This window comes from Streptomyces sp. NPDC090741 (assembly GCF_044769045.1).
In the GTDB taxonomy this organism is placed as follows: Bacteria; Actinomycetota; Actinomycetes; order Streptomycetales; family Streptomycetaceae; genus Streptomyces.
Genome location: NZ_JBIVXF010000015.1, coordinates 1 through 24,874, shown reverse-complemented (window position 1 = coordinate 24,874; position 24,874 = coordinate 1). Strand labels below are relative to the sequence as shown.

Below are 24,874 nucleotides of genomic sequence, written 5' to 3'. Positions count from 1 at the left end.
TATTCCAGCAGTTCCAGCTGCTTTCGAAATGCGCCCCTTGTTCGCGCCCTCACCCGGACTAGCGTCCCGGGGCCATGGGACACCTCGACCACGCGGCCTATGGCTGGCTGACACCCGTACTGTCATATGTGATGGCATCCATCGGTGCCGCCCTCGGGCTGCGCTGCACCGTCCGCGCGCTCGCCGCGACGAACGGCTCCTCCCGCCGCAACTGGCTCCTCACCGCGGCCTCCGCCATCGGCACCGGCATCTGGACGATGCACTTCGTCGCGATGCTCGGCTTCAACGTCACCGGCACCGAGATCCACTACAACGTGCCGCTGACCATCCTCAGCCTCCTCGTCGCCGTGCTCGTCGTCGGCGCCGGGGTGTTCGCCGTCGGCTACGGACGGGCCCGCGGCCGCGCCCTGGTCCTCGGGGGGCTCACCACCGGTCTCGGCGTCGCCAGCATGCACTACCTCGGGATGGCCGCCCTGCGCCTGCACGGCAGCATCTCGTACGACCCGCTCACGGTCGGGCTCTCGGTCGCCATCGCCGTCGTCACGGCCACCGCCGCGCTGTGGGCCGCCCTGAACATCGAGGCACCGGTCGCCGTGGCCGTCGCCTCGCTCGTCATGGGGGCCGCCGTCAGCAGCATGCACTACACCGGGATGCTGGCGGTCGCCGTCCGCGTCGTCCCCTCGGACCAGGCCCTGCCCGGCGCCACCGCGATGCAGTTCATCTTCCCGCTCGCCGTCGGGCTCGGCTCGTACCTGTTCATCACCTCCGCGTTCGTCGCGCTCTCCCCGACCGCCGACGAGCGCGCCGCCTCCGTGTCGGCCGCCCGGCACCTGGGCGGGCGGGCACCCGCATCGGGGCCGGCGCAGGCGGTGTCCGCGGTGCCTCCGGCGGCGGCCCGCTGACCTGCTGATCTGCCTACCTGCCTGCCTACCTGCCGACCGGTCCCGAACCACCCCGCTGGACCGCACCCGGAACGAGGAGCCCATGCGCACACCCCGCAGACCACCGGCAGCGGCGCCGCAGCTGCCCGCGCCCCCGGCGCGCGGCCGCCGGGCCCACGCAGGACCGCCCGCCGAGGAGCCGGCGGGGCCGGAGGACGGGCGGACCGGCGGACCCGGCCCGGCGACGGCGGCCGCGACCGACGGCGGGTCCCGCCGGGCGGGGATACGGCCGAGGCTGCGCCCCGCCTCGGTCCGCGCGAAGATCGTTTCGCTCCTGATGGTCCCGGTCGTCTCGCTCCTCGCCCTCTGGGGCTTCGCGACCGTCAGCACCGCCCAGGACATCGCCCGGCTCACCCGCGCCCAGCGGGTCGACGAGCAGATACGCACCCCCGTCGCGGCCGCCGTCACCGAGCTCCAGGCCGAACGGCGCGCCGCCGTCCGCCACCTGGCCGATCCCGCCTCCGACCAGGGCGCCGCGCTCGAACAGCAGGCTCGCCGCACCGACGCCGCCGTCCGGCGGCTCCGGCTCGGCGACCGGCACACCGTCGCCGAGTCCGGCGACCACCGCACCGACGTCGTGGTCCGCGTCGGCGCCTTCGTGGCCGCGGCGGAGGGGCTCGGCGCCACCCGCAAGGACGTCACGGACCGGCGGGCGACCCAGGACGCGGCGTACGAGACCTACACGCGGGTGGTCGACAGCGCCCTCGCCGTCGACGGCTCCCTCACCGGCGGCGCGGAGGCCGAACTCGGCCCCGATGCCCGCGTCCTGCTGGAATTCTCCCGTGCCGGAGAGCTCCTCTCCCGCGAGGACGCGCTGATCGCCGCACCCGGGCCGCGCACCGCCGAAACGCTTCGGCGCCTCACCGGTGTCATCGAGACCCGCCGCGCCCTCACCGCGGCCAGCGCCGACGACCTGCCCGCCGCCCAGCAGGCCGCCTGGCAGTCCGTCGCGAAGAGCGCCGCCTACGCAGAGCTGACCGCTGCCGAGGACCGGTTGCTCACGGCCGGGGCGGCCACGGGAGCGGCCGGCGGTTCCGGCACCGGTTCCGGCGGATCCGCCGCCGGTTCCGCCGCCGGACCGGCCAAGGACACGGCCCGCGGCGCGCCCGCCGGCTGGGACGCCGCGTACACGGGCATCAGCGCCTCGATGCGCGAGATCGGCGCCGCCGCGCACGCCGGAGCCGTCGACCGTACCGACCCTCTCGCCCAGGGCGGCCTGAGCCCCGCCGGAGCCGCCGTACTGCTGGGTCTGGCCGCAGTCGCCGCCTCCCTCGTCATCTCGGTGCGCATCGGCCGCGCCCTCGTCGTGGAGCTCGTCTCGTTGCGCAACACCGCCCTGGAGATCGCCCACCGCAAGCTCCCGCACGCCATGGACCGGCTGCGGGCCGGCCAGGACATCGACGTCGAGGCCGAGACCCCGCCCCCACCGCCCGCCGACGACGAGATCACCCAGGTCGGCGAGGCCCTCGCCACCGTCCACCGGGCGGCCCTCGGCGCCGCCGTCGAGCGTGCCGAGCTCGCCAGCGGCGTGAGCGGCGTCTTCGTCAACCTCGCCCGCCGCAGCCAGGTGCTGGTGCACAAGCAGCTCACCCTGCTCGACTCGATGGAGCGGCGCGCCGACGACCCCGGCGAACTCGGCGACCTCTTCCGCCTCGACCACCTCACGACGCGGATGCGCCGGCACGCCGAGAGCCTGATCATCCTGTCCGGGGCCGCCCCCGGGCGGGCCTGGCGGATGCCCGTCCCGCTGACGAACGTCGTAAGGGCCGCAGTCTCCGAGGTCGAGGACTATCCGCGCGTCGAGGTCCGCCAGCTGGCCGAGGCCGCCGTACTCGGCGGCGCGGTCGCCGACCTCACGCACCTGCTCGCCGAACTCATCGAGAACGCCACCCAGTTCTCCCCGCCCCACACCAAGGTCCGCGTCAGCGGCGAGCCCGTCGGCGCCGGATACGTCCTGGAGGTCGAGGACCGCGGGCTCGGCATGGGCCGCGAGTCCCTCCACGAGGCCAACCGGCGCATCGAGCAGTCGGAGGCCCTCGACCTCTTCGACAGCGACCGGCTCGGGCTCTTCGTGGTCAGCCGGCTCTCGGCCCGGCACGGTGTGCGGGTGCACCTGCGCACGTCGCCGTACGGGGGCACGACCGCCGTGGTGCTCCTGCCGAACTCCCTCCTCCAGGGCGCGATCGAGACCGGATCCGCGCCGGCGAAGGCCCCGGCTGCGGAGGAGCTCTTCCAGCCCGCGGCGGAACCGCGGGATCCGGCGCCGACGCCGCCCGCGGTGACCGTCGTACGGGAGGACGCGCGCCGGTCGGCGGTACGGGAGGAACCGCGCGGCATCCCGGCGCCGGAGCGGAGCCCCGTACGGGAGGAGGAGCCGCACCCGGCCCCGGTGGCCCCCCTGCGGTCGCGGGGTCCCGCAGGTGCGGCGGTCACCGAACTGCCGCGCCGCGTACGCCAGGCCAGCCTGGTGCCGCAGCTGCGCGAGGCCCCCGCCCCGAAGGCCCCGGCCGGGGTGCGCCCGGCCGAGGAGCCGCCCGGGCGCAGCCCGGAAGAGGCCCGGGACCGGATGGCCTCCTACCGGGCCGGCTGGGTCCGCGGCGCCCAGGAGAACTCCGCCCACGCAGGCAGCGAAGGAGAAGTGTGATGATCGAGCACCAGAGATTCAATCCCGACGGAATCCGCAGGTCCGGCGAACTGGACTGGCTGCTGGACGATCTGGTGGTCCGGGTCCGCGAGGTCCGGCACGCCGTGGTCCTGTCCAACGACGGCCTGGCGGTGGGCGCGTCCAGCGCGCTCAGCCGGGAAGACGCCGAGCACCTGGCCGCCGTTGCCTCCGGCTTCCACAGTCTCGCGAAGGGCGCGGGCCGGCACTTCCACGCCGGGGGCGTACGCCAGACGATGGTGGAGATGGACGAGGGGTTCCTCTTCGTCGCGGCCGCCGGGGACGGCTCCTGCCTGGCCGTGCTGAGCGCGGCGAGCGCCGACATCGGGCTGATCGCGTACGAGATGGCCCGGCTGGTGAAGCGGGTCGGGGAGCACCTGTACACCCCGCCCCGGTTCGCGGCGCGGCCGCCGGCCGCGGGCTGAGAGCGGCGGTCCGGTACATGAACGGCCAGTGGTACGACGCCGACGCGGGCCCGCTCGTCCGTCCGTACGCCATGACGGGCGGGCGTACGAAGCCGGGACCCCACGGGGTCCGGTTCGACCTGATCGCGCTGGTCCTCGTGGACGGCGAGGGCGGGGACGCGGCGGCCGAGTCGCTGCTGGGCCCCGAACACCGGGCACTGCTCGGGTTCTGCCGGTCCGAGACGCAGTCGGTGGCGGAGCTCGCCGCGGACGCGGACCTGCCGGTGGGCGTGGTGCGGGTGCTGCTCGGGGACCTGTTGGAGGGCGGGCACGTCAAGGTGAGCCGGCCGGTGCCGCCCGCCCGGCTGCCGGACGAGCGGATTCTGCGTGAAGTCATCGAGGGATTGCGAGCGCTGTGATGGGACAACACCACGACGGAACCGGCGGACGGGCCTCGGTGCCCGACCCGGAGACGGATCTCGATCCGGGCGCGGATCCCGAGGACGACGGGGAACTGGCCGCGCTCGCACTGAAGATACTCGTGGCGGGCGGGTTCGGGGTCGGCAAGACGACGCTGGTCGGCGCGGTCAGTGAGATCCGGCCGCTGCGGACGGAGGAACTCCTCAGCGAGGCGGGCGAACGCGTCGACGACACGGGCGGGGTCGCCCAGAAGACGACCACGACCGTGGCCATGGACTTCGGGCGGATCACCATCCGCTCCGGACTGTCGCTCTACCTGTTCGGGACGCCGGGGCAGGACCGGTTCTGGTTCCTGTGGGACGAGCTGTCGCAGGGCGCCCTCGGCGCGTTGGTGCTCGCGGACACGCGCCGGCTGGAGGACTGCTTCCCGGCCGTGGACTACTTCGAGCACCGGCGCATCCCGTTCGTGGTGGCCGTCAACTGCTTCACCGAGGCGCGGCGGTACGGGGCGCACGAGGTGGCGCGGGCACTGGACCTGGAGCCGGGCACTCCGGTGGTGCTCTGCGATGCGCGGGACAAGGACTCGGGGAAGGAAGTGCTGATCAGGCTGGTCGAGTACGCCGGGCGGGTGCACACCGCCCGGCTGCTGGACTCGGTGGAGCCGCAGGCCGATTCCGTGTGAGGGGCGAGCCTGGGGCGGGGGAGGGGGCGATGGCGCCCGCGTCAGTGGGTCACACCGTCGACGGAGATCACCTTGTCGATGGGGACGCGGACGAGGAGTTCGCCGGGGACGGCGTTGCGGCGGCCGAAGTCCGCGGCGCGCTCCTCACCCATGTAGCGGGCGGCGATGCGCGTCGCCCAGGGGAGCATCTCCTCCGGGTCCTCGCCGATCTCGGCGCGCCCCTGGAGGACGACGTAGGAGTACGGCGGACGGTCGTCGTCCACGCACAGCGCGACCCGGCCGTCGCGCAGCAGGTTGCGCCCCTTCGCCGTGTCCTTGCCGGTGTTGAACACGAACGTGTCGCCGTCGAGAACGAACCAGACGGGTGCGATGTGCGGGCTGCCGTCCTCGCGGACGGTGGACAGCTTGCCGGTGCGGGTCCCGTACGAGACGAATGCCCGCCATTCCTCTTGAGTCATCTTCTTCGCCATGGGGACATCCTCCTTGCCCGAAAGGCGCTGGTGGGGAAGGCTGGCGGCACTTACTACGAGGGGCGGGACGCGGCCACGCCGGCGGCGTCAACGGGGAGGGGCTCGAAATGGCACTGGACAAGCAACTCGACTGGCTGCTCGACGATCTGACGCGCAGGGTCCAGCAGGTCAGGCATGCGGTGGTGCTCTCCAACGACGGCCTGGTGACGGGCGCGAGCGCGGGGCTGGCCCGGGAGGACGCGGAGCATCTGGCGGCGGTGGCGGCGGGGTTGCAGAGTCTGGCGAAGGGGTCGGGCCGGCATTTCCGGGCGGGCGAGGTACGGCAGACGATGGTCGAGTACGACGACGGCGCCCTGTTCGTCATGGCGGCGGGCGCGGGGAGCTCGCTGTGCGTGCTGAGCGCCGCCGAGGCCGACATCGGCCAGGTCGCGTACGAGATGACGCTGCTGGTCAACCGGGTGGGGGAGCACCTGGGAGTGGCGGAGCGGCGGATCACAGGGGGCTGAGGCCTGCCGGGTTGCCGGAGGTTGCCAGGATTCCGGTTTGCCGGTTTTCCGGAGTTGTCCACAGGCCTCGCGGGGTGTCGTAGCGCTGAGTTACGGTCCTCACATAGAGTAATCGTCTCGTGTGGGGGAGGACCGTCATGGAGGTCGCGACGCAGGTCTTGTCGGATGTACGGGGGCAGGCCCTTCCGGTGGTACGGGCGGCCGGGCCGTCGGGAGTGGTGCGGGCGGACCTGCTGCCGGACGCGGCGGTGGGTGGAGCCCGGGCGGCCGAGGAACTGAGGCTGACCCGGACCGAGTTCGCCCGGGCCGTGCAGCTGGGCATCGTACGGGCCGGGCCGCCGGCGTCGGGAGGGGCCGCGCGCTACACGCGGGCCGAGCTGGAGCGGATCCGGTCGGCCGAGGGGTTCCCGGACGCGCTGCGCGAGCGCGTCGAGACCTTGGCCGGAGCCGAGGCCGCCGGCGCGGTGCTGGGCATCAGCCCGGGCCGGTTCACCCGGCTCGCGCGCTGCGGGCACATCACCCCGGTCGCCTATCGGATCAACCGCTACCGGGTGGTGGTGTGGCTCTATCTGGCCGCGGAGCTGAGGGAGTTCGCCGACCGGGAGCCGGGGATGCTGCGCGGGAGCGCACCGCCGACCGACCGGGAGCTGCTGGCCGCCAAGGCGGATCTGCGGCCGCGGAAGTGGCGCGGGCGGCATGTGGGGCTGCTGCTGAGACGAACCGCCGACCCCTGGGAGCGGGCCGCCGTGCTCGCTTCGATCCTCCCGCCGGAGGAACTGCGGGAGGCCGTGCCGGATCCGGCGGAGCGGATCGTGCTGGCCGCGCTCGCCCCACCCCCGCCGTACGGGCACCCGCAGATCCCGGCCGCGGCGGCCGTGGCGCTCCGGCTGCTGCGGGCGGAGCCGCCGGACGAGGTCCACTGGTACCGCACCAGCCTGGACTTCGCGCTGACCGGGGCCCGCGGTCAGCCGAAGTCGACGGGGGAGAGGGGGCCGACGTAGACCCAGGCCCCGGCCTCCCGGGTGAAGGCGCTGTGCTCGTGCAGGGAACCGGTGTGCCGGCCCTCCCGGTAGTGCGCCCGGAACTCCACCGAACCCTCCGTCTCGAACATCCCGCCGCGCTCGGTGGCGAGGATCTCCAGGCGCTCCCAGCGCTGGCCGGGGTCCAGGTCGAGCCGGCCGGGCCGGGTGCTCGGGTGCCAGGAGCGCAGCAGGTAGGCGGTGTCGCCGACCGCGAACGCGCTGAACCGGGAGCGCATCAGGAGCTCGGCGGTGGGCGCCTGCTGCGCACCGGAGTGGAAGCGGCCGCAGCACTCCGGGTAGGCGGCGGGCAGCCCGCAGGGGCAGGGGATGGCCGGGGTGGGCATGGGTGCGCTCAGCTCTTCGTGGACGGGACGGACTGCCGGAAGGGGGTGGGTTACTGGGGTGACACGGGCGGCTTGGCCGCGTTCTCGGCGTACGGGCGGAAGAGGCCTTCCTGGACCACGGAGACCAGCAGCCTGCCCTCCACGTCGTAGATGCGGCCACGCGCAAGGCCCCGGCCGCCGTGCGCGATGGGCGACTCCTGGTCGTACAGGAACCACTCGTCGGCGCGGAACGGCCGGTGGAACCACATGGCGTGGTCCAGGGAGGCCATGTCGAAACCGCGCATGCCCCACAGGGGCTCCACGGGGATGCGCACGGCGTCGAGGAGGGTCATGTCACTGGCGTAGGTGAGGGCGCAGGTGTGCACCAGCGGGTCGTCGCCCAGCGGACCGACCGCGCGCATCCACACCGCGCTGCGCGGATCGGCGTCCTTGAGCTCCTCCGGAGTCCAGCGCAGCCGGTCCGTGTACCGGATGTCGAACGGCTGGCGGCGGGCCATCCGCTCCAGCGCCTCGGGCAGCGCGCCCAAGTGTTCGCGGATCTCGTCCGCGACCTTCGGCAGCGTGTCCGGGTGGGGGAAGTCGAGTCGGGGAGGCAGCTGGTGCTCGATGCTGCCCTCCTCCGGATGATGGAAGGAGGCGGTGAGATTGAAGATCGTCTTGCCCTGCTGGACCGCGGTGACGCGGCGCGTGGTGAAGGACCGCCCGTCGCGCACCCGCTCCACCTGGTACACGATCGGCACCCCGGGGATGCCGGGGCGCAGGAAGTACGCGTGCAGCGAGTGGACCGGGCGGTCGCTCTCGGTGGTGCGGCCGGCGGCCACCAGGGCCTGGCCGGCGACCTGCCCGCCGAAGACGCGCTGGAGGGATTCCTGCGGGCTGGCGCCGCGGAAGATGTTGACCTCGATCTGCTCCAGGTCGAGCAGATCGACGAGTCTCTCGGCGGGATTCGTCATCAGAGGTTCTCCACTCTTGGGTCCGGGCGGAGCCGGCGGGAAACCGGCGTCGGCGGGGCCGGTCGCTTGCGGGTGGGGGTCCCCCCGGACGGAGTCCAGGGGGAGGTCAGAGCGCGCCGAGCTCACCGACCGAGGTCAGCCGGATGATCGCACGGCCTTCCTCGTCGGAGGCCGCGAGGTCGACCTCGGCGCTGATGCCCCAGCCATGGTCCCCGTTCGGGTCCGCGAAGGTCTGGCGGACGCGCCACAGGCCGTGCGCCGGGTCCTCCTCGATCTGGAGCAGCTTCGGGCCGCGGGCGTCGGGGCCGGTGCCCAGGTCGTCGTACTCGTCCCAGTACGCGTCCATGGCCTCGCCCCAGGCATCGGCGTCCCAGCCGGACTCGGCGTCCAGCTCGCCCAGCTGGTCGACGTTGTCCAGCGCGGCGAGCTCCACCCGGCGGAACATGGCGTTGCGGACCAGGACGCGGAAGGCACGTGCGTTCGCCGTGACCGGCTTGACCTGGTCGGCCTTCTCCTGGGCCTGCTCCGCAGTCTCCACCTCCGGGTTCGCCAGCTGCTCCCACTCGTCGAGCAGGCTGGAGTCGACCTGGCGGACGAGTTCGCCCAGCCAGGCGATGAGGTCCTGGAGGTCTTCGGACTTGAGGTCGTCGGGGATGGTGTGGTCCAGCGCCTTGTACGCGCTCGCCAGGTAGCGCAGCACGATGCCCTCGGTGCGGGCGAGTTCGTAGAAGGAGGTGAACTCGGTGAAGGTCATCGCGCGCTCGTACATGTCGCGGATGATCGACTTCGGGGAGACCGGGTGGTCTCCGACCCACGGGTGGCTCTTGCGGTACACGTCGTAGGCGTGGAAGAGGAGCTCGTCGAGCGGCTTGGGATACGTGATGTCCTGCAGACGCTCCATCCGCTCCTCGTACTCGATCCCGTCGGCCTTCATCGCGCCCACGGCGATGCCGCGCTCCTTGTTCTGCTGCGCGGCCAGGATCTGGCGCGGGTCGTCCAGGGTGGACTCGACCACCGAGACCATGTCCAGCGCGTAGGAGGGGGAGTCCGGGTCCAGCAGCTCGAAGGAGGCCAGTGCGAAGGTGGACAGCGGCTGGTTGAGCGCGAAGTCCTGCTGGAGGTCGACGGTGAGCCGGATGGTGCGGCCCTCCGCGTCCGGGGTGTCGAGCTTCTCGACCACGCCTCCGTCCAGCAGCGAGCGGTAGATCGCGATGGCCCGGCGGATGTGCCGCAGCTGCGCCTTGCGCGGCTCGTGGTTGTCCTCCAGGAGATGGCGCATCGCCTGGAAGGCATCGCCCGGACGGGCGATGACCGACAGCAGCATGATGTTGGTGACCTTGAACCGGGAGGTGAGCGGCTCCGGGTCGGCGGCGATGAGCTTCTCGAAGGTGGTGTCCGACCAGGCGACGAAGCCCTCGGGGGCCTTCTTGCGCACCACCTTGCGGCGCTTCTTCGGGTCGTCTCCGGCCTTCGCGAGGGCCTTCTCGTTCTCGATGACGTGCTCGGGCGCCTGGGCGACCACATAGCCCGCCGTGTCGAAGCCGGCCCGGCCCGCGCGGCCGGCGATCTGGTGGAACTCGCGGGCGCGCAGCGTGCGGACCCGGTTGCCGTCGTACTTGGTGAGCGCGGTGAACAGCACCGTGCGGATGGGGACGTTGACGCCGACGCCGAGGGTGTCGGTACCGCAGATCACCTTCAGCAGGCCGGCCTGGGCCAGCTTCTCGACCAGGCGCCGGTACTTGGGCAGCATGCCGGCGTGGTGGACGCCGATGCCGTGCCGGACGTAGCGGGAGAGGTTCTGGCCGAACTTGGTGGTGAAGCGGAAGTTGCCGATCAGATCGGCGATCTTGTCCTTCTCCTCGCGGGTGCACATGTTGATACTCATCAGCGACTGCGCCCGCTCGACCGCCTGGGCCTGCGTGAAGTGCACGATGTACACCGGGGCCTGCCGGGTCTCCAGCAGCTCGGTGATCGTGTCGGTGATCGGCGTCGTGACGTACTCGTACGACAGCGGTACGGGCCGGCTCGCGGAGCGGACCACCGTGGTCGGCCGGCCGGTGCGCCGGGTCAGGTCCTCCTCGAACCGCTTCACGTCGCCCAGCGTCGCCGACATCAGGACGAACTGAGCCTGCGGGAGCTCCAGCAGGGGGATCTGCCACGCCCAGCCGCGGTCCGCCTCGGCATAGAAGTGGAACTCGTCCATGACGACCTGGCCGATGTCGGCGTACTTGCCGTCGCGCAGGGCGATGGAGGCCAGCACCTCGGCGGTGCAGCAGATCACCGGGGCGTCCGCGTTCACGGAGGCGTCGCCGGTCAGCATGCCGACGTTCTCGGTGCCGAAGAGCTTGCACAGGTCGAAGAACTTCTCCGACACCAGCGCCTTGATCGGGGCGGTGTAGAAGGTCACCTTGTCCTGGGCGAGGGCGGTGAAGTGCGCGCCGGCCGCGACGAGGCTCTTGCCGGAGCCGGTCGGGGTGGACAAGATCACGTTCGCCCCGGAGACGACCTCGATCAGTGCCTCCTCCTGAGCCGGGTACAGGGTGATGCCCTGATCCTCCGCCCACGAGGAGAAAGCCTCGAAGAGGGCGTCGGGGTCGGCGTTCGGCGGGAGCTGATCAATGAGGGTCACACCCCCCATCTTGCCTGGCTTCCCGCCGGAAGAGGGAACCGGCGGACGGATCGAAGATCACCGACGGTACGCTGTGCCGTTGACCGGGCCCGAACGAAACCGTCAACAGGGCCCGACCACCACACGACTGGGGCGGGGAACGACCATGATGGGTCCGGCGCACTCACTGTCCGGGGCGGCAGCCTGGCTGGGGGTGGGAGCGGCGGCCGCGGCCGCCGGGCACCCGATGCCCTGGCCGGTCCTCGTCGTCGGCGCGCTCATCTGTGCCGGCGCCGCCCTCGCCCCCGACCTGGACCACAAGTCGGCGACGATCTCGCGCGCCTTCGGCCCGCTCTCCCGGGGCCTGTGCGAGGTGGTCGACAAGATCTCCTACGCCGTCTACAAGGCCACCCGCGCACCCAAGGACGCCCGCCGCACCGGCGGCCACCGCACGCTGACGCACACCTGGCTGTGGGCCGTCATGATCGGCGCCGGGTCCTCCGCGCTGGCGGCCACCACCGACCGCTGGGGCGTGCTCGTCCTGCTCTTCGTCCACCTGGTCCTGGCCGTCGAGGGCCTGCTGTGGCGGGCCGCCCGGATGTCCAGCGACGTCCTGGTCTGGCTGCTGGGCGCCACCAGCGCCTGGATCCTGGCCGGCGTCCTGGACCAGCCCGGCAACGGCGCCGGATGGCTGTTCACGGGCCCCGGCCAGGAATACCTCTGGCTCGGCCTGCCGATCCTGCTCGGCGCCCTGGTCCACGACATCGGCGACGCGCTGACCGTCTCCGGCTGCCCCATCCTGTGGCCCCTCCCGATCGCCGGGAAGCGCTGGTACCCCATAGGCCCGCCCAAGGGCATGCGCTTCCGGGCCGGCAGCTGGGTGGAGCTCAAGGTGCTCATGCCCGTGTTCATGCTGCTCGGCGGCATAGGCGGAGCCTCCGCCCTCGGCTTCATCTAGCTCATCCGGGAGTTCGTCCGGCACGGCGAAGGCCCCGGCCCCCGCGCGGCTGCGGGGGGCCGGGGCCTCGTACGGCAGTCTAGGGTCCGCGTGATCGTTGACACTGGTTCCTGCGGAAACGACGGAATCCGAGGTCGATGAGCAATGGGCCTGCCGGTGGGAAGTGCGCAAAACCGCCTTCTGATGCGTTTAGAACGTCACTCTGTGTGTTCGGCCAGGCGGTGCAGGAGGTGCTCGGCTTCGGTGAGTAGCGAGTGGCCTGCGGGGGTCGTGGCGACCGGGCTGGTCGTTGCGATGATGGAGAACCCGGCTGTCTTTTCGATGCTTCGGAGCTGGTAGCAGAGGGAGTCGAGTCCGACGCCTTGAGCGCGCGCCGCAGCAGAGAGGCTCTGATGGCCGGGCATCTGGGTGATGCGTTGGAGGCGCTGCAGGCAATTCTTGGTCGCGGCGACCTTTGTCATGGCCGGGGACAGGGGGATGCTGAGCGAGGCGAAGGGGTTGGAGGAGTGGGCGTCGCGGGTGATGTCCCATTTCCGCATGAGCTTGAGGATCGCGGGCGTGCGAACCCCGAGCTCTCGGGCGATGTCGGGAGTGCTCCGCCCCTTGAGCTGGTACTCGGTGCGGAGCCACTCGGGTGTGACTGACCGCTCCAGGCTCCCCGGCGCGCGGCGGAAACGCAGGGGGATCTCTGCATCGCGGAGTGCGTTGCGGACCGCTCTGATTCCGCAGTCGGCTAGCGTCGCGATCTGCTTCAGTTCGAGTTGCTGCTCTTCGTAGAGTTTGCGCAGTTGGTCCGGCGCGAGCGGTCCTTCACGTGGAACTCTGTGCCCTGGGGCGCGGCCGGGCGGCCGGGCAGGCGAGCGTGTGCTCATCCCGGTGGTCTCTTCGCGGAGGTGGAGGAGTGATGCTTCGAGGCGGGCTGCTGGCGGCAGGGCGGTTGAGAAGCGGCCCGTGAGCTGTGCGGGGCCGAGGGTCTCTGAGAGGGTTCCCGGCCAGTCGAGGGCATCGACCCAGTCCAAGGGCGGTTCCCACTGGACAGGCTCGGACAGGCCGTGAGCGTGAAGATTTACGACCGCTTGCTGCTGGAGAAACGCAGTGAAGGGGGCTGTGAGGCGGTGGCGGAACTTGGCCTGGGCCGCTGGGGTGCGTGGGGAATCACCGGGATCACTGCCCCGCAGGAGTTTCAGCAGGTGCCAACGCATGTAGTCGCTGTGCGGTGAGCTGATCACGTGGCGGAGGCAGAGTTGCTGGTAGGCGTCCTCTTCGAAGATCAGGGTCGCCTCGTTGAACAGTGCTCGTCGACGAGCGTAGTTGATCGGCGGGCTGGTCTGGTCGAGGTTGCGAGCCAGCTGGACCAGCACGGTGATCAAGGTTCGGCAGTCGTGACCGTCGAGGACCTTGTCGAAGGCGGCCCGCTGGGCTCGCGGACGACCGGTGCCCAGCAGCACGGCGGCCTGCTGCTGGTCGCAGGCCGAGCCGTGCAGCAGCATGAGGATGACGCAGGCCCGGCGGAAGCCGGCCGTCAGGGTGGGGGCCGAGGTGCTGGTCGGCAGGAGCCTCATGGTCCATGAGGGCCAGAGCATGGCCGGAACGCGGGAGGCCCGCAGCTGTACGTCTTCGTCGGTGGCGGTCGTCCATGTGGGCTTAGGAGTGGTGGTGCCGTGCCGGATCCTCGTGCGGAGCGGGAGACGGGAGTCCGCGTGCGCGGCGGCCCGCGCAGCGACTCTGGGGCCAATGGGGAGCCAGGCGTCCTGAAGCCAGGAGATCGCGGCGGTGCGGGACCAGGACGCGAAATCTGTGCTCACGAGCCAGGAGAAGACCTCTTCACTCGGCGGGTGCTCGGTATCCAGGACGAGTTGGGCCGCGGCGACTCCCACCGCGGTGCCGTGGGAGTCGTTGCCCTGGTGGGGGTTCGCGAACTCTGGTAGCCGACCGCCGGCTTCGGCGAGGATGTCGTGGATGGCCTTCGGCGCCGTGTCCAGGCTGAGAGAGATGCACTTGAGAGTCTTGCGAGCGAGCCGGTAGATCTCCTGGGCCCGCTCCTTGGATTTTTCCGTGGCAAGGCGGGAGATGAGCAGTGCCTCGTCGACCTGCCGCTGAGCGGACAGGATCAGCCCATCAGGCGGAGCCTCGACGGTGACAGCCTGATCGAGCTGGGCCCCGCAGCGCTCGCCTGCTGTCCGGGCACCTGCTGCAGCCAGGCAGGTGCCCGGGAGCGAAGGCCGGTGCCGGTGCCGACTGTGCACGGGGGGTCGTTGCCCGCAGACGGCGCACCGGTCGAGCAGAAGCAGATTGTGGCGGGTGCAGGCGAATGTCCACGGAAGGCGCCATGTAAGCGGCCAGCGTCCCTCGTTCTCGCTGAGGCAGGCCGGGCAGTACCGGGTGTCCTTGCCATAGCGTCTCCAGGCAGGGGGCCGCAGCAGCCTGCGATTTTCCGCCCCGATGGAAATGACCAACCCGTCCCATGGTTCCAGCGTCATCTCCCTCAGACAGTCTGCGGCGAGTCCGGTGCGGGCGGACAGCACACTGGACTCCTCGGCGGTGAGCTGGCGGACCATCAGGCGCGGCTTGGCTGCCGGGACGCCTACCAGGTCGAGGAACTCAGCTGCCGAGACGCGGAGGCGCCGCGCGTATGCCTCCAGCCAGCTGTCCAGCGCTTCTCCGGGCAGGGGAGGCACCCAGATAGGAATCCTCGCGTCTGTCCACTGGGTCATGCCGACTTCCTGCCGCGCTTGGGAGTGTGCTGCCCGGGGCGGCTGGTGAGCAGGCCGGCCTCGATGGCGGATTCGAGTTCCTTGCGGGCCTCCTCCGCAGCGGCATCGTTCTTCACCTGGTCCATCAGATCCTTGTCGAGGCGCTCGTGCCCGGTGCGGATCGCCCGCAGGCAGCCTCGGTTGATCAACGACATCAGGGAGGCGAAGTGACCGGTGGAGCGGGCGTAGAGATAGTCAGACAGGTCCCGGGCCAGCATCCCGGTGTACTTCTCGGCCAGCACGAGTTTCTGCTCGACCGTCTTGAGCAGGGTCTGCCACTGCTGACGTCCAAGTTCGTCCTCGACTTGGAAGGGGGGCAGCGTCAGTGGGGTAGTTCGGCGTCCGAACTGGGCGAGCTCCGTCTCCCTGCCGGAGAAGCCCTCGCGGAGGACACCGCGCCGCTGGACGCCAACGCCAACGTAGATCAAGGTGACAGGAAAGACGTTCGACAAGTACTTCAACTGATTCGCCATGCGGACCGAGTTGGACCTCGCCCTGGCAAGGAAGTGGATGTCATCGATAACGATTGCGGAGGTCTTCATGGACAGCACCGCGTCCACGGCCCGTTCAGCAAGGGTGTCGGCGTCCCCGGTGACCGGCAGGCCGTAGAAGCGGCAGATCGCCGCATTCAAGCCGCGGATCTGCGTGTTCCCGCTCAGCGCGATGTAGATGATAGGGACCCGGCGATCTCCGCTCGGTGTTGTCTCTCCGCGCAAGGCGACCTGCTTGCGAAACAGAGCGCGGCCGTAGGCACGTACTGCCGTGCTCTTGCCGAGCCCTGGATAGGCGTCCACCAGGGCAGCAGGCTTGGTCTTGTCCCCGTCCTGCCGGTTCGACTCGACAATCTCGGCCAAAGACTCGTGCAGCGAAAGAAGTTGGGGCGTGTCAATCGGGCCGATGTTGGCGTGCCAGACCTCCCGCTTGTCGTTGTACACCAGCAGATTCCGCGGCGAAAAATCGGCGAGCTGAGCCTGGGTGTGGTGCTTGGGCTGGACGCGGTCCGGACCGTAGACCTCCTGCATCCAGCCCGGAAGCCGGGTGGGGCTGTACTGGCGGTCATCACCCTCGAACGGCTCCATGCCGTCCCCCGCGCTCAACGGCTCTCCCAGACATCGGCGTAGTAGTCGTCCTGACCGACGGGAGCGCTCTCGTCACCGGGGAAGGCAGCCTCGCACTCCTCGTCCTCGTCGTCGTCCCCGCCCAGGTTCTCGTCCTCAGCTCCGACGACCCGCAGGTCAGATTCACCGGGGCCCTCACCTGCCGGCCCCGGCTGAGACGTACTCAGGGCAGCGATGCGCACGACCGACGGCAGCGAGGCCACCTCGTCCTTCACATCCCGCGGTTCGTTGTCCGCGCTTACCAGACGCAGCCGTTCCTGGGACAAGCGCACGGCCATCCGCCGCTCCGTGCGGTCCGCGGCCAGCCCGGCACCCCACCGCTCAAGAAGTTCGACCAACGCGCGTTTGGTGTCCGGGAACCGGTGCGTCTTCTTGGCGAGCCGACGGGCGTAAACCAGCGCTTCCCTGCTGAACGGGCCGTCCAATGCGGCGGCGTGTTCCCAATCAAGCGTGTGCCACGTCCGCAGCTCAGGGTCCTGGAAGTAGACCTTCCGCATATCGCCGCGGTCCACCGCGATCGGCCACTTGCCCGTGTCCACTCCGCGATAGGGGCTGAGCTGAGTGCGGTAGTCATTCAGCGCGTCGCCGTTGTAGCGCAGCCCCTCGATCTCGACCCCGTAGTGGTGGATCGGGACGCGTTCCTCTTCCAGGAACTCCAGAGCCAGATTGGGACGGGCTGGGATCCTCAGTGGGCCCGCCCGGGTGACACCATGCTCGAACATCTCCAGCGGACTGATCTGCAGCCCGGGCACTTCCGGAACACAGAGACCGCGATGGCGGCGCCGGTGATAGACCAGAGTGATCCACTCTCTGATGATCGCTTCGAGTTCGTCGATGAAGAAGAACGCCTCGTCTTCGACCTTCTCACCGCGACTGTGCACGTCCGAACCCTTGTAGCCAGGCAGCGCGGCCAGTATTCCCTGGTTGAGAGTGCGGAACCAGCGCTCGATCGACTTGTCGGTCGGTGTCTTGGGCCGGGCCGGCTGCAGGGAGATGTCCAGCTTCGCGCAGACGCTCTGGATGTGGTTCGACAGATAGACCTTGCCGTGGTCGTAGATGATCGTCTCCGCCGCGACCGTGGGCAGCAGCGGCTGCCCGTCCCGGTCGACCAGCTTGTCCGCGTCGACCACGACGGTGGACGGGACTCCGCAATATGGCAGAGGCTCGCTCCCGTCCTTCGGAACCTCTCGTGGCCGGACCGTCTCGAACAACACCCCGGCCACGTCCACCGACTGGGTCGACACCGGGGTCAGCCGGAGCCCGGTGATGCACCGGCTGTAGAGATCCATCGCGACAGTGAGCTCGCACTTCACCCACCGGCAGGTCACTGGTTCCATCGCGAACACATCCAGGCAGTTGGTATCCAGCACCACGTACTCGCCTGGCCGTGTTGCCCGCAGCCGACCGTAGGTCCCCTTCGGCCAGTCTGCGATCGACCGCTTCCCCTTCGTGCTGCCCTCGAAGGCGTTCGTGCCCTTGGCGAGCGCCCGCAGCAGCTCATATCCCGTTGTGCGGGCCGGAACCGGGACCGTGCCCTTCCCGTACTCCCTGGTCAGATGCTCCTCGATCTCAATCAGGACCAGACTCCGCACCGGCCGGGACGACCTCTCATGCCCCTTCAACACCGCGCGAGCCATCTCCAGCCAACGAGAGTCGGCCCGGCCCAGCACGTTCCTTGCGGGCCGCTCGAAGATCAACCCGGCCGGACCGGACTTCCTCACCCTCGCAACCCATCGACGCACTGTCGCTGGATCAACCCCCAGTTCGGCGGCCTTCGCCAAATATCGGTGCATCAGCGGCGTGCCGGGTGCGTAGTCAGGCCGCGGCTCGCCCGGAAGGGCCAGCACATCGTTCCCAAGCTGATACCCAGTCAGAAGCTCCTGAACATGGCGGAACCGCCGTGTCAGGTCGGCATCCCCAGCATCATCAAGGCCGCCCAGGACCGCCGCAGCCGTTGGCTCCTCCTCCTGCGGCACCGGGACTAGGATCTTGGTGGTCGGATGCGCCAACAGCACGGAGATATCGACCTGCCGCCACTTCGGCACGCCGGCAACCACCGAAGCGGGCCGAAGAAGAATGCGGCGGCCCTCGATCTCAGCGACGGTGAACTGCTCTCCGTCGAAGCGGATAGCAAGCCCCGGCTGCAAGGGCGTCGTCCACGTGGTCACGCACGCCTCCGCAGTACCGACTCTCCCGACAAAGGCCGTGACAGATCCGTCCTCAGCCGCCCGGACCACAACAGCGCCATCAGCGCCGGCCTCACCTCCTCCGGTCGCCGGTCGCCCGCCAACCGGCGCTCGACGACGGCCAGTTCCTCACCGTCCACGACCTGCAGCCTTGCTTGCTCCACTTCGGCCTCGGGCACCACACCGGGACGCCGGTAGCCGGCCAGGAACCGTACGTTCTCTAGCAGCACCCGATCCGCACCGGACCAGATTTCGTACTCCCAGCCGTGCTGCCGAAACAGCTCACCCGGCCAAGCCAGCGCTTCCGCGATCTTCGGATCTCGCAGCTGGCCCGCAGGCTTGACGTTGACGACCCGCACTGTCCCCGGGCGCATCACCAGCAGAAAGTCCGGAACATGGTGCCGCACGCGGTCACCGATCCGAGCCGTCACCCGGCACGGCTGAGCGAAGATCCCCTCCACTGAGGGATCAAAGTCCGCTAGCAACAGCCGAGCCAACTCCAGACGGCTCTCGTAGACAACGTGCCCACCCGTCGTTGCGGATGAGTACTTTCCCGAGTAGTGGGTCATCCCGTGTACCGACCGGACGTCCCGCCATGGCTTCGACTCCGCGAAGTCCGCCAGCCGCAAGTGCTCGACAAACTGCTCACGTACCTGCGAGTCCTCGTACCGGATCGATGCCGTTGGAACCTTGCGCGTACGACGGGCATTGCCCGAGCTCCGTACCGTCATACTCTGGACGGTACGGAGCCTGCGCGGCCCCCTTCTCGAAAGACCGCAAGAGATCGACAGCGACAGCCACAGACCGGAGCGAATGCGCATCAGGCTCTGGATTTGCGCATCATTGTGCATTGTCAGCCGACGATGCGCATCGACTCGTTCGCCGACGGCTCAACGAACAGACTTCGTGATCGTGGTACGAGCTCGACAGCTGTCCCCCTGCGGCCTGCGTATGCGGTCTCGCTGCCGGTCCTCGTCACCGCCGTAGGCGGTCAGAGTGACGGTGGTCCGGCCGACTCGAGCAGCCGGACATGGCGCCACACGTTCGTATAGGCACGCTGGGCCGCACGTACCCAGGGAGGAGGCGCATGCCAATCGACGGCCACCTCGCGTTCGCCCCACGCCACCTGCATGATCCGGCGGTCGGCGGCAAAGCTCTCGACGAGGTCGCGGCGCAGGAACAGTAGGTTCCCGCGCCAGGGCTTGTCCACACTGAAGACCGCAGAGGCGCGTCGGCCATCCAAGCCCACGAGGTCCAGGGTGCCCGGCAACTGACGCAAGCCGAACCGGGCGGCAAACTCGAAGGACGGCACATCGTACGACCCGCCCAGAACACTCTCCGATTCACTGTCGGAGGAGAACTCAACAGCGACTTGGTCGAAACCGACGCCTTCGGGGTCCTGCCAGTGCCGTCGCATTTCCGGTTGCGGGGCAGCGGCTGGTACGGGGGCGAAAGCTGGGTCGAACCTGCAGCTCCAAGGCATTTCCGTGGCCAGAACGCCGTGAGCTTTCGGCAATGAGGGGAAGAAGTCGTTTCCCGGATAGGCCTGCTCAGCGGCGAACTGCTCTGCGCGTTTGGCATCTTCGGGGGTCAGTAGAAGGGTCCTGAAGAAACCGAACACCGTCCGGCCATCATGCTCATGGGCCAAGTAGCCCTCGGCCAGGAGCCAGCCGTCGTCCACGCCATAGATCTCCGCCGGAGACCACAGGTGATCGGGAACTGTCACACTTCCTGACGTGACCCAGGTCTGATGGTCCTTGGACCCCACAGATGCCCAGGGCGGAAGTGGCACGGGCGCGGCCGGAGGCTTGTCCGGAAAGCCCGGGTCGATGTCGGGCATCAAGCGTTCCGGCTCCCCGAAGGGCGCTGGTGCCCGTCCGGCGTCCACGAGACGGCCGACCATTTCGTGAAAGGCGATCCAGCTGTACTTCTTGCCGTAACGCTCCACCTTCCTGGAAGAGCTGTAACGACGCTCTGCACTCATGGCGATGCCGTCGTCGAGGCTGCCGAACTCTGCGCCGCGCCAGCCGAGTTCCCAGACACGGGCCCTCACCTCGGCGCGGGCCTGACAGAAGTGGGGGTGGGAGTAGTCGTAGTTGCTGCGGTCGTTGATTGCAGCTCCGATGACATAGTTTTCGAAATCCATGCCCATGGTGCGGTCGCATTCCGCTGCATGGGGATCACCGTCGGCCATCACATTGGCGGGCCCCGCAGCGGCAAACCTCAGGGCGCGGGCGTCAACACCGTCCGGGACGGCGGCGGGGTGGAGTGCGTCAGCGAACTCGAAGGTCGCTCGCACATAGCCGCGCAACTGCTCATGGGAGGTGGGCATGGACCCGCCCTCGAGGAAGCTGTCGTGCAGCTGGGCCAGCCAGTCTCGCAGCGCTGGCTCGAACGCCCCTGCGGGATCCGGCATCTGGTGAGTGCTGGCGGCGCCGAACGCGGCACCGACGAGACGCTCGACGATGTAGGGGTCATCGACGTCGAGCATCCCGGCCGCGAGGTCGAATAGCCGCTTGGGCTCGGGCCGGCCGTACCGCTGGAGGGCCTTAGTGGTGAGGTCACGCAGGACCGTGTCAGTCGAGGCCAGCAGCCAGGAGATGGCCAGAGCGTCCAAGTCGTCCATCTCGGTGCGGCTTGCCCGGCCGTCCCATCGGCTGACTGCCCGCTCCAGAGCCGTCGTGAGCATTCCTGGGGCCTGACTGCGGACCCATTCGGTCCAGTACGGGTCGCGTTGCGCAAGGGGAATTCGCCGCAGGGCCCGGTCAAGGAATACGGCGTTCAGGCGGTGCTGGGCAGACCTGCGCACCTCCCACAGGCGATCGAACACGTGCCGGTGGCCGGGCGTACCAGACCAGCGTGTGCCGATCAGGGCCTCGAGAGCGTGGACTGTCTCGTCATCCAGGAAGCCGGACTCGGTGGCGAGCTCGCAGGTGAGCGCGAAATCGCGGTGTTCCGCTGGCGCGGCGCGCCAAAGATGACGGTTGGTGAAGCGGCGTGGGAGTAGGCCGATCAGCCCGATGATGACATCCTCGCCGAGGGAGTGCGCCTGCTCGCCGAGGAGACGTCTCCACAGATCCGGCTCCGCGAGTTGCTCGCTAACACTGGCGTAGGTCATGCGTACCAGGAGCGAATCGGCGATCAGGTACCCGGCGAGCCGATCGAACGCAAATGCACATTCGGTGTCGTCGAAGCCCTCCGTATCCTGGCGGATCAGGACACCCTCCTCCACAAGGCGCCGGAAGAGGCTCTCGTCCCAGTTCAGCTGGCCCGCATCGAGGATTTCCCTGGCTGTGTCGGATGGGAGACGGCGTAGCTGATTTGTCCACATGCGCCTGGCGAGGTCCGCGAGGCGGCGTTTGATCTGGTCAGTGGGCACGTGGATGCGGGCCGGGTCGAAGGCCAGGCGTTCGGTCACACCCTTGAGGTAGAGCTCGAAAACACCGATCAGGGACTGGGGCAGTGCTTCCGCGCCCACGGGTGTCTGGCGTTTAGGGTTCGCGGCCTCGCAGTACATGCGTACGAACAGAGGACTGTTGAAGGCGACCGTCGGAAGCCAGGCATCGGACGGGTTGATCTTGTACTCGCGAAAGTAGACTTTTAGGATCTCAATGATTTCTGCTTGCTGCCACTCCAAGTCCAGCCGGGCAGTGCCCACAGGGAGAAGCTGGTCGGCGTGTGATTCGCGAAGAGTGACGATGACCAACACGTAAGGGTAGTAGCCCAAGGCGGGCACCAACTCGGCGAGCAACCCGTGCCATTCAAGTGGCCGCTCGGCCTCGTTCAGCCCATCGATGATCAACGGGATACGGCAACCTGCGCGCATGCCAGCCGAGTTAAGCGCCTCCAAGAGCTCCTCGACGCGGTCGGCTTTCAGCCCGGGGATCCGGCGCGCGAGGTCGTCGAGGGAGCCGCCGGATTTCAAGCTGCCGCCCTGGACAAATACCCCTGCTGTTGCTCGGCCGGTCGGTGCCGTTATCTGCGCTGAGAGATGCGTCTTGCCTTGTCCGGCGGCGCCGGTGATGGCGAGCAGCGACGCATCGGCATCGGCTCGCGCGGTGCTGATCCACTGGACGATGTCACGGATCTCCGCCCCAAGACCGGTTACCAGCAGCGCCTCGGGTCGCTGATACCTCCGCAACTTGGCCACCAGGCGCTTCAGTACGCGTGGGGAAGTCGCCGGTGGCTGCTGGCTGGCGAGCCGTTCACGAACTTCCCCAAGGCGAAGACTCCTGCCAGCGTCGACAATTTCTCTCAGATCCGCGACGAACCGGTCCAGGTCGTCGGCAACCTCTGAGGCATCGACGCGGGAATCCGAACCCAGGCTGCCGAGGGCGTCGCGAAGCGCCTCAACCCGGGTTCCAACGTCATCGGTACGCTCCTGCAGCCAGTTGAATGCCGCCGGTCGCAGCAATGCCCGGTCGATGTGGTGCTCGGCTGCGGTGGAGGTGTGCAGGCGGGGCATCCATCGGAGACGCACCGGCCCAACGGACCGCTCGTGAGAGCGTTCCAGTGCTGTTGGGGTGAGGGTGAGATCGCCGAAGAAGGTCGCACGCAGCTCGTCATGCCCGGCCAGTTCGGCGTCGAAGTTCTCGGCGCACCACAGCTTGACCTTGACGGTTCCTTGGCGGAGGCCGTCGATCCATTCCTCATCGCTCTTTGCCGGCCGCTGTGGCAAACAGAGAACGAAATCGGTCAGCCCCTCGACGTGCTTGACCGCCAGCTCGAGTGATTCCTTGATCAGTTCACGCTGGCGGCTGGTGAGCTGGTTCTTGCTATTGAGGATGAACCACTTGCACGACCAGCCCCAGACCCTGCCAGGATCGCCCAGGGCGCCGACGTGGTCGACGCAGAGGTAGAACTCGACACCGGGCTGGTTGCGTCGCTCCCGCATTCTTCCCAGTGCGCCGTAGCGCCGGTAAACAACCGCCCGTGTGAGGGCTTCGAAGTTCTGATCGGCGGCACCGGGTAGACGCTCGAGATCAGTCAGATCCACTGTGGCTCCGCTCGCTCACATCCGACCTCGGTGTCGCATCCTCGTTCCATTCGTGACGGGAGAACACCTCGACCTTCGCACCGTAGTGGAGGAGCACCTTCAAGAACCCCTGTACATCGGACTCATCGGTCCAGAGCCTGACCATCTCGGCATCGCGGGTGACGCTGTGGTCGAACGCGTAGGTGTCGACGTCGAAGCGGCCCATGTCGTATAGCTTCATCTCACGCAGTGCGTCGCCGAGTTCGCGGGGCATTCGCTCATCGTGGCTGCGCCAGTCGTCATCAGACCAAGTGCCTTCGGCGAGTTCCTGCAGTGCCTTCATGCATTCCTCGGCTGCCTTCGCTCCTGTTACTTCTTGGAAGCGACCGATCATGATGAGGTCCATCGAGTGTTCCGAGCCGTATCCGTTCCAGATCCTCATCGGGTTCCTCTCAGTTCCTGGACGGCATCCATGATGGAGACGCCGACCGGTGTTCCTGCGGAGGCGTAGGCGTGAGGGCGCAGGATCCCTGTGGCATCAACGTGCATGTGCGCGTCCAAGGGATCCTCGCCCGGGAGGGCCTCTGCAACGGGCAGCGCTGCTTCGAGTCCGGTGCGGGAGATCGCGAGGCGTACCCCGGTCCCACTAACCGAGACCCACTCGACGAGGCGCTGAGCGTCGGCCTTGCTAATACCGGGGGTGGCCGCAGTCGGTTGCTCCGGTAGGAGCAGCAACTCGGAGGCGCCGACATCGGCTGCGAACCTGGCGACGTCGTCCAGTTCATCGACGGTGTCAGCGTTGACCACCGTGTTGATGCCGAACGGGGCAAGGGAGGCGAGCAGAGAGGCCGCGCGGACCACGGAGGTGAACGGCTTGCCGCGGAGCCGCTCGTAGGTGGGTCCGATTCCGTCGACCGACAGACGGACGAAGTGCACGGCCCCGCGCAGGGACTCGGTGAAGTCGGGTGTCAACCGGTGCCCGTGCGTGGTGAACGTCACCGCCATTGATGTGGACTGGGTTATGTCCGCGCACAGTTGAGGAAATCGGCGGTACGCGGTCGGTTCCCCGCCTCCGAAACCGACGCCCAGGCACCCGGCCGCATCGAGCTCGACCGCCCAGGCCAGTACGCTCTCGGGGTTGAGAGCCGCAGCATGCTTGGGGGCGTAGCAGTACAGGCAGTGGAGCTCGCACGCATTCGTCAAGGCGACGGACAGGTACCGCGGCGCAGGAGAGAACTGCTCAGTAGCGACTGACACCTCATCGAGCAGGATGTTCATCCCGGAGGCGCGGTCGAACAAGTGAACGCCGTGAGCGGACAGGCGGATCTTGCGCGTCATCGACGACATCATGCCACCAAGGCGAGTGATGTCGATGTGAACGGAGAACATTGCTTACTGACGTTCCATCCCTGGTTCTGACGGTCCGGTTCCGTGTCAGGTCGGGATGGGTTTCCCGATCAGCCGACGCTGGAAGAGGTTGACCATTTGCCAGACGGCACCTGCGGCTTGGGCGCTATCGCCTGTCTGCTCGCCAGCGTGCTGGCCGAGACGCTCTAACTCTGCACTGGAGCTGTGAGACGGGTTTGCATCGAAATTGGTCACTGGGGGCGACCGACGGAGTCGGCCTCGCGGGCGCCACTTTCCCTTTCAGAAGGCTGCAAGAGGTCGGCAAATCTGGTCACGGTCTGTAGCGAATGCGCATCAGGCTCTGGATTTGCGCATTCATTGCGCATCCTCAGCCGACATTGCGCATCGACTCGCGGATCCTAGAGGCAGTCTAAGGGTTGTCCCGTAACTGCTGGTCACAGGTGAGATGATCTTGGTGTGGCTGGTGTGATCACGGCGTCGGAGCCGTCTTGGATAGCCCCGTTC

At 68.7% G+C, this 24,874-nt stretch carries 19 protein-coding genes; 8 read left to right on the top strand and 11 right to left on the bottom strand.

The features are described from left to right. Positions 1-74: 74 nt before the first annotated feature. The 5 genes from ACIQU4_RS32050 (at position 75) to ACIQU4_RS32030 (ending at position 5,109) form a co-directional block, all read left to right on the top strand. The gene (locus ACIQU4_RS32050) at positions 75-902 is read left to right on the top strand and encodes an MHYT domain-containing protein (RefSeq protein WP_403738174.1); all 828 of its coding nucleotides are present in this window, start codon (positions 75-77) and stop codon (positions 900-902) included. 82 nt (positions 903-984) lie between these two features. Next, positions 985-3,585, top strand: a complete 2,601-nt coding sequence (locus ACIQU4_RS32045) for a nitrate- and nitrite sensing domain-containing protein (RefSeq protein WP_403738171.1) — start codon at positions 985-987, stop codon at positions 3,583-3,585. Next, positions 3,585-4,028, top strand: a complete 444-nt coding sequence (locus ACIQU4_RS32040) for a roadblock/LC7 domain-containing protein (protein WP_030158074.1) — start codon at positions 3,585-3,587, stop codon at positions 4,026-4,028. The genes ACIQU4_RS32045 and ACIQU4_RS32040 overlap by 1 nt, the downstream gene beginning before the upstream one ends. Positions 4,029-4,045: 17 nt before the next feature. Further along, entirely contained in the window at positions 4,046-4,426 is a 381-nt protein-coding gene (locus ACIQU4_RS32035) for a DUF742 domain-containing protein (protein ID WP_403738168.1), read from the top strand. After that, positions 4,426-5,109 carry a GTP-binding protein gene (locus tag ACIQU4_RS32030; protein ID WP_403738165.1) on the top strand — a complete coding sequence of 228 codons (684 nt, stop codon included), beginning with the start codon at positions 4,426-4,428 and terminating at the stop codon, positions 5,107-5,109. Before ACIQU4_RS32035 ends, ACIQU4_RS32030 begins: the two co-directional genes overlap by 1 nt. A gap of 41 nt (positions 5,110-5,150) precedes the next feature. On the opposite strand, the gene ACIQU4_RS32025 is transcribed toward ACIQU4_RS32030, so the two are convergent. Further along, positions 5,151-5,579, bottom strand: a complete 429-nt coding sequence (locus tag ACIQU4_RS32025) for a PPOX class F420-dependent oxidoreductase (protein WP_385583749.1) — start codon at positions 5,577-5,579, stop codon at positions 5,151-5,153. 107 nt (positions 5,580-5,686) lie between these two features. On the opposite strand from ACIQU4_RS32025, the gene ACIQU4_RS32020 reads away from it, so the two are divergent. After that, positions 5,687-6,085, top strand: a complete 399-nt coding sequence (locus ACIQU4_RS32020) for a roadblock/LC7 domain-containing protein (protein ID WP_030158066.1) — start codon at positions 5,687-5,689, stop codon at positions 6,083-6,085. A 137-nt stretch (positions 6,086-6,222) separates the two neighbouring features. Further along, positions 6,223-7,086, top strand: coding sequence for a DUF6397 family protein (locus ACIQU4_RS32015; RefSeq protein WP_403738161.1), 864 nt, complete (start codon positions 6,223-6,225; stop codon positions 7,084-7,086). Here ACIQU4_RS32015 and ACIQU4_RS32010 read toward each other — a convergent pair. The 3 genes from ACIQU4_RS32010 to ACIQU4_RS32000 all read right to left on the bottom strand — a co-directional run bounded on the left by ACIQU4_RS32010 (position 7,050) and on the right by ACIQU4_RS32000 (position 11,033). Continuing rightward, entirely contained in the window at positions 7,050-7,451 is a 402-nt protein-coding gene (locus tag ACIQU4_RS32010) for a YchJ family protein (RefSeq protein ID WP_403738158.1), read from the bottom strand. The two genes, ACIQU4_RS32015 and ACIQU4_RS32010, sit on opposite strands and share 37 nt — an antisense overlap. 50 nt (positions 7,452-7,501) lie before the next feature. Then, complete coding sequence (locus tag ACIQU4_RS32005; protein WP_132758806.1) at positions 7,502-8,404, bottom strand: acyl-CoA thioesterase II; 903 nt, start codon at positions 8,402-8,404, stop codon at positions 7,502-7,504. Between the two features lie 106 nt (positions 8,405-8,510). Next, complete coding sequence (locus ACIQU4_RS32000; RefSeq protein WP_403738155.1) at positions 8,511-11,033, bottom strand: DEAD/DEAH box helicase; 2,523 nt, start codon at positions 11,031-11,033, stop codon at positions 8,511-8,513. A 145-nt stretch (positions 11,034-11,178) separates the two neighbouring features. On the opposite strand from ACIQU4_RS32000, the gene ACIQU4_RS31995 reads away from it, so the two are divergent. After that, positions 11,179-11,970, top strand: coding sequence for a metal-dependent hydrolase (locus ACIQU4_RS31995; protein WP_403738153.1), 792 nt, complete (start codon positions 11,179-11,181; stop codon positions 11,968-11,970). A 197-nt stretch (positions 11,971-12,167) separates the two neighbouring features. Here ACIQU4_RS31995 and ACIQU4_RS31990 read toward each other — a convergent pair whose 3' ends face one another. The 7 genes from ACIQU4_RS31990 to ACIQU4_RS31960 all read right to left on the bottom strand — a co-directional run bounded on the left by ACIQU4_RS31990 (position 12,168) and on the right by ACIQU4_RS31960 (position 24,340). Beyond that, positions 12,168-14,684, bottom strand: a complete 2,517-nt coding sequence (locus tag ACIQU4_RS31990) for a TniQ family protein (protein ID WP_403738150.1) — start codon at positions 14,682-14,684, stop codon at positions 12,168-12,170. After that, positions 14,681-15,802, bottom strand: coding sequence for an ATP-binding protein (locus ACIQU4_RS31985; RefSeq protein WP_403738147.1), 1,122 nt, complete (start codon positions 15,800-15,802; stop codon positions 14,681-14,683). The genes ACIQU4_RS31990 and ACIQU4_RS31985 overlap by 4 nt, the downstream gene beginning before the upstream one ends. 14 nt (positions 15,803-15,816) lie before the next feature. Beyond that, the gene (locus tag ACIQU4_RS31980) at positions 15,817-18,009 is read right to left on the bottom strand and encodes an integrase (RefSeq protein WP_403738144.1); all 2,193 of its coding nucleotides are present in this window, start codon (positions 18,007-18,009) and stop codon (positions 15,817-15,819) included. Then, complete coding sequence (locus tag ACIQU4_RS31975; protein WP_403738142.1) at positions 18,006-18,758, bottom strand: TnsA-like heteromeric transposase endonuclease subunit; 753 nt, start codon at positions 18,756-18,758, stop codon at positions 18,006-18,008. Before ACIQU4_RS31975 ends, ACIQU4_RS31980 begins: the two co-directional genes overlap by 4 nt. A gap of 260 nt (positions 18,759-19,018) precedes the next feature. Then, positions 19,019-23,023, bottom strand: coding sequence for a hypothetical protein (locus ACIQU4_RS31970; RefSeq protein ID WP_403738139.1), 4,005 nt, complete (start codon positions 23,021-23,023; stop codon positions 19,019-19,021). Beyond that, on the bottom strand, positions 23,010-23,444 hold the full coding sequence (locus ACIQU4_RS31965) for a DUF6375 family protein (protein WP_403738136.1): 435 nt from the start codon (positions 23,442-23,444) through the stop codon (positions 23,010-23,012). The genes ACIQU4_RS31970 and ACIQU4_RS31965 overlap by 14 nt, the downstream gene beginning before the upstream one ends. Further along, positions 23,441-24,340, bottom strand: coding sequence for a radical SAM protein (locus tag ACIQU4_RS31960; protein WP_403738133.1), 900 nt, complete (start codon positions 24,338-24,340; stop codon positions 23,441-23,443). Before ACIQU4_RS31960 ends, ACIQU4_RS31965 begins: the two co-directional genes overlap by 4 nt. Between the last annotated feature and the right edge of the window lie 534 nt (positions 24,341-24,874).

What these genes read in the sequence shown, in the direction of transcription:
- ACIQU4_RS32050 (WP_403738174.1), top strand. Translation starts at nt 75, where the DNA reads ATGGGACACCTCGACCACGCGGCCTATGGCTGGCTGACACCCGTACTG.
- ACIQU4_RS32045 (WP_403738171.1), top strand. Translation starts at nt 985, where the DNA reads ATGCGCACACCCCGCAGACCACCGGCAGCGGCGCCGCAGCTGCCCGCG.
- ACIQU4_RS32040 (WP_030158074.1), top strand. Translation starts at nt 3,585, where the DNA reads ATGATCGAGCACCAGAGATTCAATCCCGACGGAATCCGCAGGTCCGGC.
- ACIQU4_RS32035 (WP_403738168.1), top strand. Translation starts at nt 4,046, where the DNA reads ATGAACGGCCAGTGGTACGACGCCGACGCGGGCCCGCTCGTCCGTCCG.
- ACIQU4_RS32030 (WP_403738165.1), top strand. Translation starts at nt 4,426, where the DNA reads ATGGGACAACACCACGACGGAACCGGCGGACGGGCCTCGGTGCCCGAC.
- ACIQU4_RS32025 (WP_385583749.1), bottom strand. Translation starts at nt 5,579, where the DNA reads ATGGCGAAGAAGATGACTCAAGAGGAATGGCGGGCATTCGTCTCGTAC.
- ACIQU4_RS32020 (WP_030158066.1), top strand. Translation starts at nt 5,687, where the DNA reads ATGGCACTGGACAAGCAACTCGACTGGCTGCTCGACGATCTGACGCGC.
- ACIQU4_RS32015 (WP_403738161.1), top strand. Translation starts at nt 6,223, where the DNA reads ATGGAGGTCGCGACGCAGGTCTTGTCGGATGTACGGGGGCAGGCCCTT.
- ACIQU4_RS32010 (WP_403738158.1), bottom strand. Translation starts at nt 7,451, where the DNA reads ATGCCCACCCCGGCCATCCCCTGCCCCTGCGGGCTGCCCGCCGCCTAC.
- ACIQU4_RS32005 (WP_132758806.1), bottom strand. Translation starts at nt 8,404, where the DNA reads ATGACGAATCCCGCCGAGAGACTCGTCGATCTGCTCGACCTGGAGCAG.
- ACIQU4_RS31995 (WP_403738153.1), top strand. Translation starts at nt 11,179, where the DNA reads ATGATGGGTCCGGCGCACTCACTGTCCGGGGCGGCAGCCTGGCTGGGG.
- ACIQU4_RS31990 (WP_403738150.1), bottom strand. Translation starts at nt 14,684, where the DNA reads ATGACCCAGTGGACAGACGCGAGGATTCCTATCTGGGTGCCTCCCCTG.
- ACIQU4_RS31985 (WP_403738147.1), bottom strand. Translation starts at nt 15,802, where the DNA reads ATGGAGCCGTTCGAGGGTGATGACCGCCAGTACAGCCCCACCCGGCTT.
- ACIQU4_RS31975 (WP_403738142.1), bottom strand. Translation starts at nt 18,758, where the DNA reads ATGACGGTACGGAGCTCGGGCAATGCCCGTCGTACGCGCAAGGTTCCA.
- ACIQU4_RS31965 (WP_403738136.1), bottom strand. Translation starts at nt 23,444, where the DNA reads ATGAGGATCTGGAACGGATACGGCTCGGAACACTCGATGGACCTCATC.
- ACIQU4_RS31960 (WP_403738133.1), bottom strand. Translation starts at nt 24,340, where the DNA reads ATGACGCGCAAGATCCGCCTGTCCGCTCACGGCGTTCACTTGTTCGAC.